General features: G+C 66.6%; 19 protein-coding genes. 7 read left to right on the top strand and 12 right to left on the bottom strand.

Features of this window, described 5'->3' with window-relative positions; translation table 11 throughout:
- Positions 1 to 163: 163 nt before the first annotated feature.
- Positions 164 to 625, bottom strand: a complete 462-nt coding sequence (gene lrp / locus LPA44_RS02895; RefSeq protein ID WP_230888089.1) for an HTH-type transcriptional regulator Lrp — start codon at positions 623 to 625, stop codon at positions 164 to 166.
- A 124-nt stretch (positions 626 to 749) separates the two neighbouring features.
- Between lrp and glnA the strand changes: the two genes are divergently transcribed.
- Positions 750 to 2,126, top strand: a complete 1,377-nt coding sequence (gene glnA, locus LPA44_RS02890; protein WP_230888088.1) for a type I glutamate--ammonia ligase — start codon at positions 750 to 752, stop codon at positions 2,124 to 2,126.
- Between the two features lie 51 nt (positions 2,127 to 2,177).
- Here the strand turns inward: glnA and LPA44_RS02885 are convergent, their stop codons facing one another.
- The 6 genes from LPA44_RS02885 to LPA44_RS18035 all read right to left on the bottom strand — a co-directional run bounded on the left by LPA44_RS02885 (position 2,178) and on the right by LPA44_RS18035 (position 8,052).
- On the bottom strand, positions 2,178 to 3,002 hold the full coding sequence (locus LPA44_RS02885) for a phosphatase PAP2 family protein (protein ID WP_230888087.1): 825 nt from the start codon (positions 3,000 to 3,002) through the stop codon (positions 2,178 to 2,180).
- On the bottom strand, positions 2,999 to 4,195 hold the full coding sequence (locus tag LPA44_RS02880; protein ID WP_230888086.1) for a YihY/virulence factor BrkB family protein: 1,197 nt from the start codon (positions 4,193 to 4,195) through the stop codon (positions 2,999 to 3,001). Before LPA44_RS02880 ends, LPA44_RS02885 begins: the two co-directional genes overlap by 4 nt.
- Positions 4,196 to 4,217: 22 nt before the next feature.
- Positions 4,218 to 5,336 carry a tRNA (guanine(26)-N(2))-dimethyltransferase gene (locus tag LPA44_RS02875; protein ID WP_230888085.1) on the bottom strand — a complete coding sequence of 373 codons (1,119 nt, stop codon included), beginning with the start codon at positions 5,334 to 5,336 and terminating at the stop codon, positions 4,218 to 4,220.
- Between the two features lie 236 nt (positions 5,337 to 5,572).
- The gene (gene aceB, locus LPA44_RS02870) at positions 5,573 to 6,883 is read right to left on the bottom strand and encodes a malate synthase AceB (protein ID WP_230888084.1); all 1,311 of its coding nucleotides are present in this window, start codon (positions 6,881 to 6,883) and stop codon (positions 5,573 to 5,575) included.
- A complete protein-coding gene (aceA, locus tag LPA44_RS02865; RefSeq protein WP_230888083.1) occupies positions 6,876 to 7,928 on the bottom strand; it encodes an isocitrate lyase in 1,053 nt (350 codons plus the stop codon). Before aceA ends, aceB begins: the two co-directional genes overlap by 8 nt.
- Complete coding sequence (locus tag LPA44_RS18035; RefSeq protein WP_269069528.1) at positions 7,921 to 8,052, bottom strand: hypothetical protein; 132 nt, start codon at positions 8,050 to 8,052, stop codon at positions 7,921 to 7,923. The genes aceA and LPA44_RS18035 overlap by 8 nt, the downstream gene beginning before the upstream one ends.
- Positions 8,053 to 8,288: 236 nt before the next feature.
- Here LPA44_RS18035 and LPA44_RS02860 point away from each other — a divergent pair, with 236 nt between their 5' ends.
- Positions 8,289 to 8,627, top strand: coding sequence for a hypothetical protein (locus LPA44_RS02860; protein WP_230888082.1), 339 nt, complete (start codon positions 8,289 to 8,291; stop codon positions 8,625 to 8,627).
- A gap of 295 nt (positions 8,628 to 8,922) precedes the next feature.
- Here the strand turns inward: LPA44_RS02860 and hisH are convergent, their stop codons facing one another.
- Positions 8,923 to 9,579, bottom strand: coding sequence for an imidazole glycerol phosphate synthase subunit HisH (gene hisH / locus LPA44_RS02855; protein WP_230888081.1), 657 nt, complete (start codon positions 9,577 to 9,579; stop codon positions 8,923 to 8,925).
- A 130-nt stretch (positions 9,580 to 9,709) separates the two neighbouring features.
- Here hisH and LPA44_RS02850 point away from each other — a divergent pair, with 130 nt between their 5' ends.
- The 3 genes from LPA44_RS02850 to phnE all read left to right on the top strand — a co-directional run bounded on the left by LPA44_RS02850 (position 9,710) and on the right by phnE (position 12,582).
- Complete coding sequence (locus LPA44_RS02850; RefSeq protein WP_230888080.1) at positions 9,710 to 10,744, top strand: phosphate/phosphite/phosphonate ABC transporter substrate-binding protein; 1,035 nt, start codon at positions 9,710 to 9,712, stop codon at positions 10,742 to 10,744.
- An 87-nt stretch (positions 10,745 to 10,831) separates the two neighbouring features.
- Positions 10,832 to 11,575 (top strand): phosphonate ABC transporter ATP-binding protein, encoded by a 744-nt coding sequence (gene phnC / locus LPA44_RS02845; protein WP_230888079.1) that lies wholly within the window; start codon positions 10,832 to 10,834, stop codon positions 11,573 to 11,575.
- Positions 11,572 to 12,582: a phosphonate ABC transporter, permease protein PhnE gene (gene phnE, locus LPA44_RS02840; protein ID WP_230888078.1), complete on the top strand. Its 1,011-nt coding sequence runs from the start codon at positions 11,572 to 11,574 to the stop codon at positions 12,580 to 12,582. Before phnC ends, phnE begins: the two co-directional genes overlap by 4 nt.
- A 1-nt stretch (position 12,583) precedes the next feature.
- On the opposite strand, the gene LPA44_RS02835 is transcribed toward phnE, so the two are convergent.
- The 3 genes from LPA44_RS02835 to LPA44_RS02825 all read right to left on the bottom strand — a co-directional run bounded on the left by LPA44_RS02835 (position 12,584) and on the right by LPA44_RS02825 (position 14,082).
- Positions 12,584 to 13,180, bottom strand: coding sequence for a uracil-DNA glycosylase (locus LPA44_RS02835; RefSeq protein WP_230888077.1), 597 nt, complete (start codon positions 13,178 to 13,180; stop codon positions 12,584 to 12,586).
- A gap of 137 nt (positions 13,181 to 13,317) precedes the next feature.
- The gene (locus LPA44_RS02830; RefSeq protein ID WP_230888076.1) at positions 13,318 to 13,869 is read right to left on the bottom strand and encodes an endonuclease dU; all 552 of its coding nucleotides are present in this window, start codon (positions 13,867 to 13,869) and stop codon (positions 13,318 to 13,320) included.
- 33 nt (positions 13,870 to 13,902) lie between these two features.
- Positions 13,903 to 14,082 (bottom strand): DUF5786 family protein, encoded by a 180-nt coding sequence (locus LPA44_RS02825; protein ID WP_230888297.1) that lies wholly within the window; start codon positions 14,080 to 14,082, stop codon positions 13,903 to 13,905.
- A 106-nt stretch (positions 14,083 to 14,188) separates the two neighbouring features.
- Between LPA44_RS02825 and LPA44_RS02820 the strand changes: the two genes are divergently transcribed.
- Both LPA44_RS02820 and LPA44_RS02815 read left to right on the top strand, forming a co-directional pair.
- Positions 14,189 to 14,797: an MBL fold metallo-hydrolase gene (locus tag LPA44_RS02820; RefSeq protein ID WP_230888075.1), complete on the top strand. Its 609-nt coding sequence runs from the start codon at positions 14,189 to 14,191 to the stop codon at positions 14,795 to 14,797.
- Positions 14,798 to 14,866: 69 nt separating this feature from the next.
- Positions 14,867 to 15,409, top strand: coding sequence for a GNAT family N-acetyltransferase (locus LPA44_RS02815; RefSeq protein WP_230888074.1), 543 nt, complete (start codon positions 14,867 to 14,869; stop codon positions 15,407 to 15,409).
- On the opposite strand, the gene LPA44_RS02810 is transcribed toward LPA44_RS02815, so the two are convergent.
- Positions 15,410 to 15,553: a 50S ribosomal protein L40e gene (locus LPA44_RS02810; RefSeq protein WP_230888073.1), complete on the bottom strand. Its 144-nt coding sequence runs from the start codon at positions 15,551 to 15,553 to the stop codon at positions 15,410 to 15,412.
- Positions 15,554 to 15,647: the final 94 nt, after the last annotated feature.

The raw sequence follows: 15,647 nt of genomic DNA, 5'->3' as shown, positions 1-15,647 counted from the left end.
GGGCCAGCGCGCTTCGCGCGCTGTGAACCGGCGACCTCCGGTCGCCGGATGCTCCCGTTCCGCCGCGCTGCACCGTCGGCTGACTACTCGCGATTTTCTTTCGACGTTTCGCTGGATAGCGGCGGCTCCGGGTCACGCGCGGTCGCAGAAAGGAGTGGTCGCGTTACTCGTCGTCGACGTCGAGCTCGAACTGCTCGTGTTCGGCGGCGGCGTTGAGCACGACGCTCGTGTTGGACTCCTTGATGTCGGCGTCCGAGAGCAGTTCCTTGATGAGCGCGTTCATGTCGTCGGTGTCGTTGAACTTCCCGACGGCGATGACGTCGTGGTCGCCGGTGACCTCGTAGACGGAGACCATCTGCTTGTGGTCGCGGAAGCGGTCGGTGATGTCGGGGAGCGCGCCACCCTCGACCTTGAGTTGGATGATGGCGGTGACGTCGTAGCCGAGCTGGTCGTAGTCGACGATTGGGACGTACCCCTCGATGACGCCCTCGTTTTCCAGGTCTTTGAGGTGGTTGGAGACGGTCGTCACCGATACGTCGAGTTCGTCGGCGAGGCTGCGCAGGCTGGCGCGGCCGTCGGCCAGCAGCTCGTTGACGAGGTGCGCGTCGAGGTTTTCGTACGTCATACCCACCCCTACCGTCTCCGCCGTATAGAAGTTTACGAATGTTCAGTTATCGCTGCGTCTCCCAAAATTACGCTAACCGCTACTGCTTTAATGGTGGATGTACTCGTCTGGAGTGTCCACAGATATGACGAACGGGAATCCTAGTGAGGGCCTCAGCCCGAGCGAGCAGGCGGTACTCGAGAAGATAGACGAACAGAACATCGACTTCCTCCGTCTCCAATTCACGGACATCCTCGGCACCGTGAAGAACGTCTCCATCCCCGCCAGTCAGGCGGAGAAGGCGTTCGAGGACGGCATCTACTTCGACGGCTCGTCCATCGAGGGCTTCGTCCGCATCCAGGAGTCGGACATGCGCCTCGTCCCCGACCCCGAGACGTTCTCCGTGCTCCCGTGGCGCACCCGCGAGGACGAGGAAGAGGGCGGCGCTGCGCGTCTCATCTGCGATGTCGTCGACACCTCGACCGGCGAGCCGTTCGAGGGTGACCCGCGCTACGTGCTCAAGCAGGCCCTCGACCGCGCCGAGGAGATGGGGTACAAGGTCAACGCCGCGCCCGAACCCGAGTTCTTCCTCTTCGAGGAGGACGAGGAAGGTCGCGCGACGACGAAGACCAACGACGCCGGTGGCTACTTCGACCTCGCGCCGAAGGACCTCGCCAGCGACGTCCGCCGTGACATCATCTACGGCCTCGAAGACATGGGCTTCGAAATCGAGGCCTCCCACCACGAGGTCGCGCAGGGCCAGCACGAGATCAACTTCGAGTACGACGACGCCCTCACGACGGCGGACAACGTCGGGACGTTCCGGACGGTCGTGCGCGCCATCGCGGCCCAGCACGACCTCCACGCGACGTTCATGCCCAAGCCCATCCCGCGCATCAACGGCTCCGGCATGCACACCCACATCTCGCTGTTCACCGAGGACGGCGAGAACGCGTTCCACGACGGCGACGACGAGTTCGACCTCTCGGAGACGGCCAAGCAGTTCACGGCTGGCATCCTCGAACACGCGCCGGCGCTGGCCGCGGTCACGAACCCGACCGTGAATTCCTACAAGCGCCTCGTCCCCGGCTACGAAGCGCCGGTGTACGTCGCGTGGTCGGACCGCAACCGCTCCGCGCTCATCCGCAAGCCCGCGGCCCGCGTGCCCGCCGCCAGCCGTATCGAGGCGCGCTTCCCGGACCCGTCGTGTAACCCGTATCTGGCGTTCGCGGCGCTCATCCACGCCGGCCTCGACGGCATCGAGCGCGGCCTCGACTGCGACGACCCGGTCCGCGAGAACATCTACGAGTTCGACGAGGCCAAGCGCGACGAGTACGGCATCGAGACGCTGCCGTCGAACCTCGGCGACGCCCTCGACGAGCTCGAAGACGACGAGGTCGTCCTAGACGCGCTCGGCGACCACGTCTCCGAGAAGTTCCTCGAAGCGAAGAACGCCGAGTACGACGACTACCGCGTCGACGTCTCCGACTGGGAGCTCGACCGCTACCTCGAGAAGTTCTAGACGGCTCCACTCCACGTTTTCTTTCGCGTCGCGCGCCGACCAGCGACGGCGTCACTGCCGCAGGACCGGGAGCGCGACGAACGCGACGCCGGCGACGACGTGTGCCACACCTATCGCGGGCAGCATCGCGTCCACTTTCAGCGTGAGCGCGGCGGTCCCGCCGAGCACGACGAGAATGGGGGCCGCGGTCTTTACCGAGACGTCGTTCAGCAGTGCGCCCCTGCGGGTCACCAGCCACCAGCCGACGAGCGCGCCGACCGTCCCGCCGAGTGCCGCGACCGGGTCCTCGGTAGGGCCGACGAGCACGACGGCCGCGACGGCGGTAGTGGTCGCGACGACGAACCCGTAGCCGACGCGGCGGCGGGTGAGCGCGAGCAGCGCCACGACGAACGCCGTGCCGAGGAGCGCGCCCGCGACTACGTCCCCGAGGTAGTGGACGCCGAGCACGAGCCGCGTGAACGCCACGAGCGCAATCATCCCGGCGGCTGCAGCGTACCGGCGCGCGCGGTCGCTCACGTCGAGGAGCGCTGCGAGTCCGCCGTAGAACGCCGCCGCACCGGTGGCGTGGCCGCTCGGGAAGCCGTTGCCGTCCTCGGCGATGCGCATCACCGACTCGGGCGGCCGCGGCTCCGCGAACAGCCCCTTCGTGAGGACGACGAGCGCGAGCGCGCCGATGCTCACCGCGAGCAGGCGCGCGCCGTCGCGGCGCGACAGCCAGTCGCGTTTGGGGCCGAACAGGTAGACCGCGGGGCCGACAGTCGTCACGAACCACGTGCTCCCGAGGAACGTCAACACCACGAACACCGGCACCAGCGCCTCGGGGAGGCTTCCTGCGAGCGTCTCCGTGACGCTGACGCTCCTGTCGATTGCGCTCATCGTCGCCACGACCGCACGCGGTCGGCAATGCGGCCCGAGAGACCGACTGCGTTGATGCTCAGGCCGAACAACACCATCAGCACGTACAGGCCCAGCGTCGACAGCCACACTACGAGCATCGCCAGGATGGACCAGCCGCCGTCGAGGTAGTGGAACGCGCCGACGGTCATCAGGGTGCCGTACAGCAACACGAGGTACGGTCCCCAGCCGCGGGCTTTCCCGCGGCGCAGGCGCTGGCGGACGTACTGCTTGAGGTCCGCCTCCAGCTCGGACTTGCGCACGGTCTTGGCGTCCAACTCGGCGCGCAGCGCTTCGACTTCCGCGCCGAGTTCGGCGACGTCCGGCGCCTCGTTCGGTGGCTCGGGCTCCGGCTTCTCGTCGTCGTCAGGTCGTCCCGACAGCACGGCGTTGAGTACCGCACCGAGGGTGATAACGATGCCGCCGAAGTACAGCCACGTCACGAGGAGGAGCGCGCCGCCCAGAATCCCGTACAGTTCGCCGCCGCCGACGTACGCGGCGTACACGCGGAACCCCTGCGCGAGGAGCGTCCACCCGACCGCGGCGAACGCTGCGCCCGGCACCGCTTCCCGGACGGACATCTCGACGTCCGGGAAGACGTAGTACGACGGCAGAAACACCAGCGTGAGCGCGACCGGCAGCGTCAGCGCGCTGGCGAGGTCGAGGTACGGCAGGACGTCGAGGTAGGGCACGAGCACCGTCACGACGATTGCCGCGCCGACCGCCAGCGGCAGCGTCAGCAGGACGACGAGTCCGTCGACGACCTGTTCGAGCAGCGACTCGGGCTCCTGGACGCCGTACACCTGCGAGAACGCGACGTCGAGGCCGCGGAACAGTTTGAGCGCGGACCACGTCAACAGGAGGAGACTGACGACGGTCGCGCTCGTCCGCCCGCGGCCGTCCGTCATCGCGTCCCGGAGCGCTGTCTCGCCGGACTCGGTGAGGAACGGCCCGAGCGCGCCGACGATGGCGTCGACGAGTTCGACGCCGCCGAGCACGGTCCCGACTGCGACTGACAACACTAGCAGCGGAATCAGGGAGACGAACGCGTAGTAGGCGACAGCCGCGGAGAGGAACGTCACTTGCTCGTCCTGGGCCGTCCCGACCACGCGGCGCGCGACCCCGACGGCGGACCCGATTCGTGTCACGTCACGGACTTCGACGTGGTGGGTCATAAATCGGGCTACTGCGCGACGCCTACTCGCGGACCGCGGCCTCGACGTCGGCGAGCGTGCCGTCGGTCTTGAACGTCGTGCCGCCGTACTGCGTGCGCGAGGCCGCCAGCCCCGCCTCGTGGAGTTCGTCGAGGAACTCGTCCATGCCCACGGCGGGCTCTCCCCACTGCTTGTAGAGGCGGTGCTGGTCGAAGTGCGTGGGTTCGTGGAGTTCGCCCGCGACAGTATCGAGTAGTTTGCGCGCGCGTTTGGCGGTGCCCATGTAATCAGTGACGTGCTCGCGGACCTCGGCGACGAACTGCCGGTCGTGGGCGGCCCCGAGCCACAGCGGGCCCGCGGGCAGCACTTGTCGGCCGCCGCAGTGCGCGCACGTCTCCGGTGGGTCCGCAATCAGGCCGTACTCGTGCTCGCGGTGGAGACACTCCTGGCAGTGGTAGACGTAGCCGAGTTCGTCGATGGCTTCGTTGGCCTCGGTCGCGGTGTGCGAGAGGTCCAGATACGTGCGGACGTAGTGGTCGCTGACGTGGCTGAGGATGGGCGTGACGCCGACGTCGTAGCGCGCGGCGGTCCGGGCGAGCGCGGACAGCAGCACGCGCAGCCCCATCTCGGCGTGGTACTCGGTGTTCCGGGGGACGGCGGAGTACTTCCGGACGCCGGACTCGAAGTGCGCGCCACACAGCGGCGCGGTGTCGGTGGCCGTGACGCAGACGAGGTTGCGGGCGTTCGCGAACGCCGCGTCCGCGAACGGAATCGGCGTCCCGAACGGGTCGAGGTCCACCACGTCGAAGAACTGGCCGTCCTCGTGGAGGAGGCTGTTGACGTTGCGCTGGACGACCTCGCCGTCGAGGTCGTTGCGCGCGAGGTTCGCCCGCGCGAGTTCGACCGAATCAGGGTCGAGGTCCGCGAGCGTCGTCGTCCAGTCGTTTGCGGCCGCGCGGACGCCCCGGATACCGCTGGCGGCCATCGCGTCGAGGTACGTCTCCGCGCGCGGCTCGCGCTCGCGGTACGCCGACAGCGCCGCGACCGTCAGGTCCCGGTTGAGTTCCTGCGTGGGGTTGAAGAACACGCCGTCGCCGGCGCCCTCGCCGCCGCCAGCCTCCCCGGGTACTTCGACGGTCACGCCGCCTTCCTCGACGAGCATACCGCTTCTCGGTGCGACGCGGAAAAAAGGCCGACGGTTGCGAGAGACGAAGTCTCTCGGGTCAAGCGAGCGCTGAGCGTAGCGAGGCGCGAGCAGCGGGAGACGTAGTTTCCCGAGTTGTGCAGCACTGTGGGTCGTGAGAAGTGGGAGGCGAGAACCTCCCGAGCTACGAGATTCTGGATGCCGACGGAACGGCCGCGGGCGGGCTGAGCACGTCCGCGTGCGGCCGCGCGTCGTTAGTTCCCGACGTTGGTTGCGCGTTCGACGACGTCTTTGCCGTACCTGGCTTGGAGGTCGTCGTGCTGGTCGGGGCGGTGGTGGTAGACGTCCTGGAAGAGGGTAATCGGCGTCTGGGCCGCTTGGTAAGTGGCTTCGTCCCACATGCGGTCCTTGCTGAGTTCGACGGTGACGCCGTCGAGGTCGAGGGTTGCGGCCTGGGTCATCGCGATGGCGCCCTTGCCGGCTTCCTTGGCGGCTTCGAACTCCTCCATGGAGTCCACGATGTCACCCATACTGGGGACGTATGAGGTGCGGTCGAGCAGTTCCTCACGGAGTTCCTCCTCGGAGAGTTCGCGCTCGTCGCCGCCGACACCGAGCACGTAGCCGCCCTCTGTTTGCTCCAGGGAGAGGTGGTCGCCGTCGTAGACCTGGCGGCCGTCCTCGGCGTCGAGTTCGACCTCGCGGCCGTCGACGTCGAGCAGCCAGCTCCCGGTTTCGGGCGGGAGTGGCGCAGTATTCGCAACTTCGACCTGCTCGGGTGTGAGCGACCAGATGCCGGTCATCCCCTTCGCGCGGTTGTCCTGCATGCGCTGGCGGTAGCCCTCGACGTCGCGGATGTCGTCGTAAGGACCGTCGACGGCGACGAGGCCGGCGGCGCTGGCGCCGCGGGAGGTGTTGTGGCGGAGTTCGGGCCATGGCGGGAGTTCCCCAGTCGGGGTCATCGCGCGCATGTCTTTGGTGTAGTCGACTTCGCCGTCGACGAGCAGGAACATGCGTTCGAGGTTGTTCGAGGGGTTGCCCATTTCCTCGCGGAGGTCGGCCATGGCGAGTTCGGCTTCGCCGCTCTCGACGATGACGGACATTGAGAGGCTGCCTTCGTCGAGGCCGTGCTCTGCTTCGACGACGGTGATGGCTTCGTCGGCTTTCTTCCAGTCGTCGATGTCGCCGACTTCCGGGATGACGAAGCCGTCGATGTGGTCGACGGCGCCGGCGTCGGGGTTGGCGATGGTGAGCATCTGCTGGAAGCCGCGGTAGCGGGTGGACGGACTTTCGTGGTGCCAGACTACCCGCGGGTGGATTTCCCCCGGGAACTCGCTCCCGTGGTCGCTCACCACGTCCACGATGTTTTGTGCGCCTTCGGCGCGCATGGAGGGCGCGGTGGCGTCCTCGTTGTCCGGCACCCAGACGTCCGGTGCCTCGATGCCGCGCAGCTGTGCCGCGCTCTGGATCATTTTGGCGGAGTCGTCCTCGCCCTCGACGGCAGCCGGGGATGTGAAGAACGTCCGCACGAACTCGCGATCGTAGTGGCGCGCGGTCGGGTCAGTCATCCTGCGTCGCCGCGGCCTCGTCGTCGGCCGTAATCGGGTCGCTCTCGTCCTCGCTGTACCCCTCGGACTCCTCGATGCGGCGACGGGCCTCGGGGTCGAACTGGGTCTCGATGTCCTGGTAGCGACTGACCAGCGAGAGGTCGTGGTGGCTCTCGGTCTCGTGGCCGAGGTAGCGGTCTTCGAGGTCGAACTGCGCCTGCTCGGCGTTGTTCGCGATGTTCTCCATGTCCTCGTAGACGGCGTGGGCGCCCGAGTGGAGGCCGTAGAGGGTGATGAAGATGTACTCGTAGCCGAGGTCGCCGAGCTCCTCGAACGTCAGCGGGTCGTCTTCCTCGCTCCACGCGAACGACGACGAGTAGTTGAACGCGAGGTCGAGGTCCGGGTGGGTCTCGTGGATGGTCTCGGCGTACTCGACGGCGTCCTCGCGGGACGGGTCGGGCATCTCCGGCCAGACGAGGTCGACGCCGGCGTCGGCGTAGATGCGGCCGCGTTCGAGGTGTTCCTCCCAGTCACCGTTCGCGGAGCCGTACGCGTCGGTGCGCGCGATGATGACGGTGTCCTCGGACTGCTTGGCGTCGACGGCGGCCTCGAAGCGCGCCTGGGCCTTCTCCCGGGAGACGATTTCCTTCCCGGCGATGTGGCCACAGCGCTTGGGCGTCGTCTGGTCCTCGATGTGAATCGCGGCGACGCCGGCCTTCTCGTACTCGCGGACGGCGCGCCGGACGTTGTGGACGCCGCCGTAGCCCGTGTCGGCGTCGGCGACGACCGGGAGGCTGGTGGCGTCGACGATGCGCTTGGCATTCTCGACCATCTCGGTAATCGACACCATCTCGAGGTCCGGGAAGCCGAACTGCCCGAGGACCGTCGAGTAGCCGCTCATGTAGACGGCGTCGTGGCCGGCGCGTTCGGCGAGCCGCGCGTCGAGGGCGTGGTAGAGGCCGGGCGCGAACACGTAGGGGTCGTCGTCCGCGAGCAGCTCGCGGAATTCGCGCGCGGCGGCATTGTCGATGTCTCGGTGCGTGTAGTCAGGGTAGTCGTCACTCATCAGTAGGCTCCGTGTGTCGGTGGCTCCAGACGGTCTCGGATAGCGATTCTTCCTCGTCGGCGTCGCCCCGGAGGTCCGGGACGACCGGCGCGCCGGTGTTCTCTATGTCCGTGTAGGTGGGCATGGTGGGGTCTCTGTGGGTCGTTGTGGCGGTCGATAGTCGGTGCGAGCGGTCGTGCGGTGGCGTACTACGGGCATCGCAACTGGTGACGGGACGACCAACCGCATAAAGTTAATGAATAATAATGTTATATGGCTCGAATGGCATTAACAATAATTAAGGAATTATTTTGATACGCCAACTCGTACCACGGACGCGCGACCGAACCTGCTAAACCACGCGCCACCCAACAGCGGGTCGTGCCCGAGGTCGACGACTGGCGGGCCGCACTCGCCGACACCGGCGAACTCACCGCCCCCATCACCGAACGCATCCTCGCCGAACACGGCGACCGCGGCCAACGCGCCATCGAAGCCGCCAGCGAAGGCCGCGTCAAACAGTACAACGACTTCACCGTCGTCGTCGGCCACGAAGACGAATACATCGTCGAAGAAGGCAACTGCAACTGCCAAGACAGCCAGTACAACCTCGACCACGACGAATCCTGCTGGCACGCCATCGCCACCGACATCGCCGAACGCGTCGGCGAAGTCGACCACCACGACATGTTCTACAGCGAAGTTAGGGATTTTCTCTAAGACACACTTTTTGCTGCGCTCGCGGTGCTACGTGCCGCTCGCTGGCAAAAACTTGCGGAAAAAGCACTCCTTCTTCCCGACGCTCGCTCTGGTCAGTCGTCGGCCCGCGCTCCCTGCGGTCGCGCGGTGAACCGCTTCGTTCGGGCTTTTCGAGCCGCTCGCTCGCGGATGCTCGTTGTCGGTTGGTCAGTACGCCGTCCTCCTCTGCCTCACGAACCTACGCTACGGTGGTCGTACGCTCGTTGTCGACGGAACGGGAGAAAAATGCTGTTTGGGACCGAGAACAGCTGACGGGCTACTGGTCGGCGCAGATGTCCACGAAGTTCCGGAGAATCTGGAGCCCGGTCTCGCCGGATTTCTCGGGGTGGAACTGGGTGCCGAAGACGTTGCCCTCGTCGTTGGCGACGATGGACGGGAACGCCTCGCCGTAGTCGGTCTCGGCGACCACGTGGTCGTCGCTGTCCGGCTCGGCGTAGTAGGAGTGCACGAAGTACGCATACTCGCCGTCGACGCCCTCGACAAGCGGGTGGTCGCGGACGACGTCGAGTTCGTTCCATCCCATGTGCGGGACCTTCACGTCGCCCGTGAATCGACGGTTGCGCCCCGGAATCAGGTCCAGGCCCTTCACGTCGCCTTGCCCCTCGCGTTCGGCTTCCTCGCTCTCCGTGAGCAACATCTGCATCCCGAGACAGATGCCGAACAGCGGGCGGCCCTCGTCGGCGGCGTCGACGAGCGCGTCGCGGAACGGGCCGGCGTTCTCCATGCCGTCGCCGAACGCGCCGACGCCCGGGAGCACGATGCCGTCGGCGTCGTCGAGTGCGCCGGGGTCGTCAGAGATTGTCACGTCCGCGTTCGCGCGTTCGAGCCCGCGCGTGACACTCCGGAGGTTCCCCAGCCCGTAGTCCACGACGACGACCGAGGCCGTCGTCTGGTCGGTCGACGAGATACTCATGTTCGTGCCTTCGCCCCCCAGTTGCAAGTGGGTTTCCCTCCGCCGTTTGTTACATAGTGGTGGTTACTGTTCGATATAGTTGAAGGACAAACCTTTTGAACCATCTCTCGTATTCACAAACGAATTTCCCATGGCGGGACGACGCAAATTCCTCAAAATCGCAGGTGCGACAGGTATCGCTGGACTCACGGGACTCGCTGGCTGCACCGGTGACGGCGGCGACGGCGACGGCACCGAGAGCGGCGGTTCCGGGACGACTTCGGGCACGACGGCCGGCACGACCGAGAGCGGCCCGACGGACCTCACATTCACGCTGACGCCGGCCGAATCCGACGTCGACGTCCAGCAGCAGTACCAGCCGATGTTCGACTACCTCGAATCCGAGGCGGACGTCTCCATCACGTCGAGCGTCGCCGCGGACTACGCGGCGGTGTACTCCTCGCTGGAGTCCGGCCAGACGGACGTCGCCGACGCCGCGCCGGCCATCGCCATCCAGAGCGCGGACAACGACGTCGCGGAAGTCGCGGGCATCCGCATCGCCTACGGCGCCGCGAAGTACTTCTCGCTCCTCACGACGACGCCGGACAGCGACATCGAGCAGCTCTCGGACCTCGAAGGCGAGACGGTCGCCTTCGCCGACCGGCTCTCCACGAGCGGCTCCATCTTCCCGCTGTACATGCTCAAGCAGGCCGGCCTCGACACCGGCGGCGCGCCCAACGGCACGCCGAACGACTTCGAGGGCCAGTGGTCGGACCACTCGCAGGCCCGCGAGACGCTCATCAACCGCGACCCCGTGAAGGCCGCCGGCACCGGCGCGTTCTCCACGGCCCCGCACGTCCCCAAAGACCAGTTCCCGCAGCAGTTCCTGGACATGTCCGCCGAGAACGACGGCGACCTCGGCACCGAGAGCCCGGAACTCCAGTTGCTGCAGTGCTCGAACCCGATTCCGCGCGCGCCCATCCTCATCCGCTCGGGGCTCGACGAGACGGTCAAGTCCGACGTCACCGACGCGCTGCTGAACGCCACCGAGGAGGACCTCATCAACGAGGACCTCTCGGACGACCAGCAGCTCTGGTTCACGGGACTCAGCGAGGGCTCCGTCGAGGACTACCAGCCGGTCCGGGACGCCTTCGAGGAGCTCGGCGTCGAGCTCGGGAACGCGTAACGCCGACGCGCCTAATCGATTAACCTATTTGTTACCCGTGATGACCCCCTACAAGCCCGCCAGTCGGGTCAGGCGGCCGTACAAGTAATGATTGAAGTCTCAAACCTGAGCAAATCCTACGGCGAGATTCAAGCTGTCGACGACGTCTCGTTCACGATTCCCGACGGTGAGTTCGTCGTCGTGCTCGGCGAGTCCGGCGCGGGGAAGTCGACGCTTCTGCGCTGTCTCAACGGCATCACCGAGCCGACGGAGGGGTCGATCACCATCAACGGCGACCCCGTGCAGGGGCCGCGGGACGACGTCGCGATGGTGTTCCAGCAGCACTACCTCATCGAGGAGATGAGCGCGTACAACAACGCCCTCACGGGTGCACTCGGCCGCACGTCCTTCTTCAACAGCCTCCTCGGTCGGTACCCCGAGGAGGACAAGTACGAGGCGCTGCGCGCCCTCGAAACCGTCGGCCTGCTCGAGGAGTCCGGGCAGTCGGTCGGGCAGATGAGCGGCGGCCAACAGCAACGCGTCGGCATCGCTCGCGCGCTCGTCCAGAAACCGAACCTCCTGCTCGCCGACGAGCCGGTCGCGAGCCTCGACCCGGCGTCGGCCGAACAGGTGATGGCCTACATCCGTGCGGCGGCCGACGAGCGCGGCCTGTCGACGCTCGCGAGCCTCCACCAGGTAAACATCGCCCGCGAATTCGGGGAGCGCTTCCTCGGCATGAAAGACGGCGAAGTCATCTTCGACGGCTACCGCGACGACCTCACTGTCGACGTCATCGACGAGATATACGGGACGATCGAGACCGAAGCCATCCGCACGGAGGCCGAAGCATGAGCACGGAGCCAGAGTCCGAGCAGTCCGTATCGGGCGCCGTCCAGGAGCAATTCACGCGACTCCGCATCAACAAGCGCGCGCGACAGGTCTTCGGCCTGTTCGCGCTGGTCGTGTTCGGCTGGCTGTTCTCGCTGGCGCTCGGTCAGGTCGGCTTCTCCATCGCCGAAATCATGGAGTACTGGCCGGACTTCCGGGACGCGCTCGGACAGTTCTTCCCGCCCGGCGAGATATTCGGCATCCCGTTCGTGGACACGGGCGCGTACTGGTCGTTCATCCAGCAGAACAACCTCCTCTTCGAGCTCCAGACCAACGGCGCGGGCGTCGCGTTCTGGAATTGGACGTTCGTCCCCGGCCAGATGTTCATCACGCTCGCGATGGGGTTCGCGGGCACCGTGCTCGGCCTGCCGGGCGCGCTCCTGCTGGGCGTGCTCGGATCCGAGCGCGTCACGCCGTACCCGTTCAACTTCATCTTCCGCGGCACGATGAGCGTCATCCGCGCGATTCCCGCGCTCGTCTGGGCGCTCATCTACATCCCGCTGGGCGGCGTCACGCCGTTCACGGCGACGCTCGCCATCGGCACCGACACCATGGGGAACCTCGGCCGGCTGTTCACCGACGCCCTCGAAGAGGTCGAGGACGGCCCCATCGAGGCCATCGGTTCGACCGGGGCCAGCGGCCCCCAGCGCGTCGTCTTCGGGATGCTGAGCCAGGTGTTCTCGCCGTTCATCGCGTGGACGATGTACATCCTTGAAATCAACACGCGCATCGCCGTCACCATGGGGCTCATCGGCGGCGGCGGTCTGGGGTACGTCCTCCAGGTCCAGCGCGGCCTGTTCAAGTACACGAACATGATGGCGACGATTCTGGTCATCTTCGTGCTCGTCATCTCCGTGGAAGTCGTCAGCCAGCGCGTCCGCGCGTACATCCGCGGCACCGAGGAGTCGCAGGGACTCATCGCGCTCATCGTGGAGTTCCCCCAGCGGATGGTCCGCACGCTCTGGCAGTAGCTCAGTAGTCCCCCAACTGGGCCTGCCCGCTGTTCCCGCCCGCTATCGTCGCCGCTTTCTCTATCGTCTTCGTGAACGTCTCGCGCTGGCTCGCGTCGTACAGCGTCGCCGCCGGATGCAGACAAATCAACACTTCACGGGGCTCGCCGCCGAGTTCGACGCGCTCGACGCTACCGGCTTCGTTCGTCACCGCGATGTCCCGCCCGAGCAGGTGTTCGCCGGGCACCTTCCCGAGCGTGACGACGACCTCGGGGTCGACGAGCTCGATTTCGCGTTCGAGGTACGGCCGGCAGTTCGCTAACTCCTCCTGACTGGGGTCGCGGTTCTCGGGCGGTCGACACCGCACGCAGTTCGTGATGCGGACGTCCGCGCGCGGCAGCCCCGCGTCCCGGAGCTCGTCGTCGAGCACGTCGCCGCTGCGCCCGACGAACGGCACGCCCTCCTCGTCTTCGGACTCGCCGGGCGCCTCCCCGACGAACAGCACGCCGGCGTCCTCGGGACCGTCCCCGTTCACGATTTGGCTGCGGGACTCCACGAGGTCCGCACAGCGCGTGCACTCCGTGACTTCCACGCCCTCCATGCCGTCGATGTCGCTCATGCGTGTGCCGACCACGGCCGCCGGGTTAAGCGTTACAGACCCGAGTCGTCGCCTGCGGTCTCATGTACTCGTCGGCCGCGCGGCTCACGGGTCGCTTCGTGCTCTCCCATCCGGTCGAGCACGCGCTCTCCGCTCGCTCAGTCTGCGGCCTCCCTTCGGTCGGCCGCACGTGCCGCTAGCCGTGCCACCCGCAACGGCTCGGGACGGCCGCCTTCGGGCGTGAACGCCCGAACGACTTCTTTGGGATTCTCGCAGCCGACCGCGCGCACGAACACCTGTTCGTCGTTCACGGTCACGGGCTCGCGGTCGGGTTGGCGCTCGTAGACTGCGAGGCGCCGGTCGCGTTCGTCGCCCGAGAACTCCCGCCGGATGGCGGCTTCGAGTCCCTCGCTCTCCTCGAAGGAGACGGAGAGCACGGGCCGCGAGACGGCGTCGTGGACGGCGTGGAGGTCGACGATGTTGAACCACGCGGGCGCGATGCCCGACACGAGGACGTATTGGACGTCCTCGCGGTCCAACTGCTGGTAGCAGTCGACGACGGCCGCGGTGCTGTCGAGGCCACCGACCGTACACGAAGTAAACGAAAAGCCGTCCGCGACGCGGGACGCCCGCACGACCGCACCGGCGAACGTCGACGCATCCCCCTGATAGGACTCCGCGACGCCGAGCGCTCGCGTCCCGGACTTCACTGCTCTACTCGCAGCTCACTGCGGTCGTCCACGCTACTCGCCTTTGATGTCCTGCAGCCGGTCGAGCAGTTCGTCGTTCGACGCCCCGATTTCGTAATTCACGTCCCCGCTGTGCTCGAACTCCGCGGTGTCGAGCCCCTCCTCTGCGTCGATGTCATCCGAGTCCAGAGACTGGTTCTCCTGTTCGGATTCGTCGTAACTCCCGAAACCCATGTTCGTGTACACATACGGATTCCTCCCCCAAAAGTTCCCCGCCGAGTAGGTGGGCGGCCGTCAAAAACCCGGCCGTTTTACCACGCACGCGGGCCTGGGTGTCGGCATGGACGTAGTCCACGTCACCCGCGACGCCGAGACGTTCACGTGCAACGCCTACCTCGTGCCCGGCGACGAGCCGACGCTCGTGGACGCCGGTGCCTACGACGGCGTCGTCGACGAGGTTCGGCGGCACGTCGACGACCTCGAACGCGTCGTCCTCACCCACCAGCACGGCGACCACGTCGAACAACTGGATGCGGTCGTGGAGGCCTTCGACCCCGACGTGTACGCGTTCGCCGACCACCGCCTCCGAACGCACGAAGTCGGCGACGGCGACACCGTCCGAATCGGCGACGACGACTTCGACGTGGTATTCACGCCCGGCCACGCCCCCGACCACGTCTCGCTGGTCTCCGACGCCGCGCTGTTCTCCGGGGACGTCGTCGTCCACGACGACGGCGCGTTCGACGACGGGAGCTTCGGCCGCACCGACATGACCGGCCAGTCCCGCGAGCGCCTCATCGGGAGCATCCGCGAACTCCTCCAGCGCATGCCCGATTCTGTCGAGCACATGTACGCGGGCCACGGCAGCGTCTTCCACGGCGACGTCCGCGAGGTCGTCGAGCGCGCGCTCGAACGCGCCGAGCGCCGCGAACCCAAGTACGACGAGTAGAACCTCGAGAATGAGACTGTCTGACACACCCGAGGAACCCTTTTTCCCACGGAGGTAGTGCTCTCGCGTATGCCCGGGAGACCATTCCTCGAGGGCGACGCCGTCGACCTCTGTGCGGTCGCCGAGGACGACCTGGAGTTCCTCCGCGAGACGCTCAACGACCCCGCCGTCTGGCCGTCGCTGTCCGCGCGCACGCCGCTGACCGCGAAACAGGAGCGAGAGTGGTACGAGGAACACGCCAGCGCCGACAACGGGAGCGTGGACTTCGTCGTCGCAGTGGACGACCAGCCAATCGGCAGCGTCGGCGTCAACGACGCCGACGACGTGAACGGCAGCGCCGAAGTCGGCCTCTTCCTCGCCGAGGAGTTCTGGGGGAACGGCTACGGCACCGAAGCCGGCCGTCTCGTCACGCAGTACGCGTTCGCCCAGCACCGCCGCCACCGCGTCGTCGCGCGCGTCTTCGAGCACAACGACGCCTCCGCGCGCATCTGGGAGAAACTCGGCTTCGAGTTGGAGGGCACCCACCGCGACGAAGCCTTCGTTGACGGCGAGTACCGGGACGTGCGCTACTACTCGGTGCTCGAAGACGAGTGGAACGGCGAAAAGGACTGATTACGTCGAGCGGGACTCCTTGGCCTTCGGGCGCAGGTTCTTGTACCCGCACTTGCGGCACTCGGAGGCGCGCTTCGGGTTCCGGGCGTTACAGCGCATGCAAATCTGCTTCTCGAGCAGGCGTTTCTCGATAGTCTCGCTCATGCGCTCTCGTTCGCTCGGGGTGCGTTTAAGCTGTTCGAAACCAAGCCCTCCCTCGCTCGCTGTTCACGCCTCCTGACAGTCGCCGTTCGCTCAC

The organism is Halobacterium sp. KA-4 (assembly GCF_021028995.1).
Taxonomy (GTDB): domain Archaea; phylum Halobacteriota; class Halobacteria; order Halobacteriales; family Halobacteriaceae; genus Halobacterium.
The sequence above is the reverse complement of the archived record's forward strand: the minus strand, read 5'-3'. Positions and strand labels throughout refer to the sequence as shown.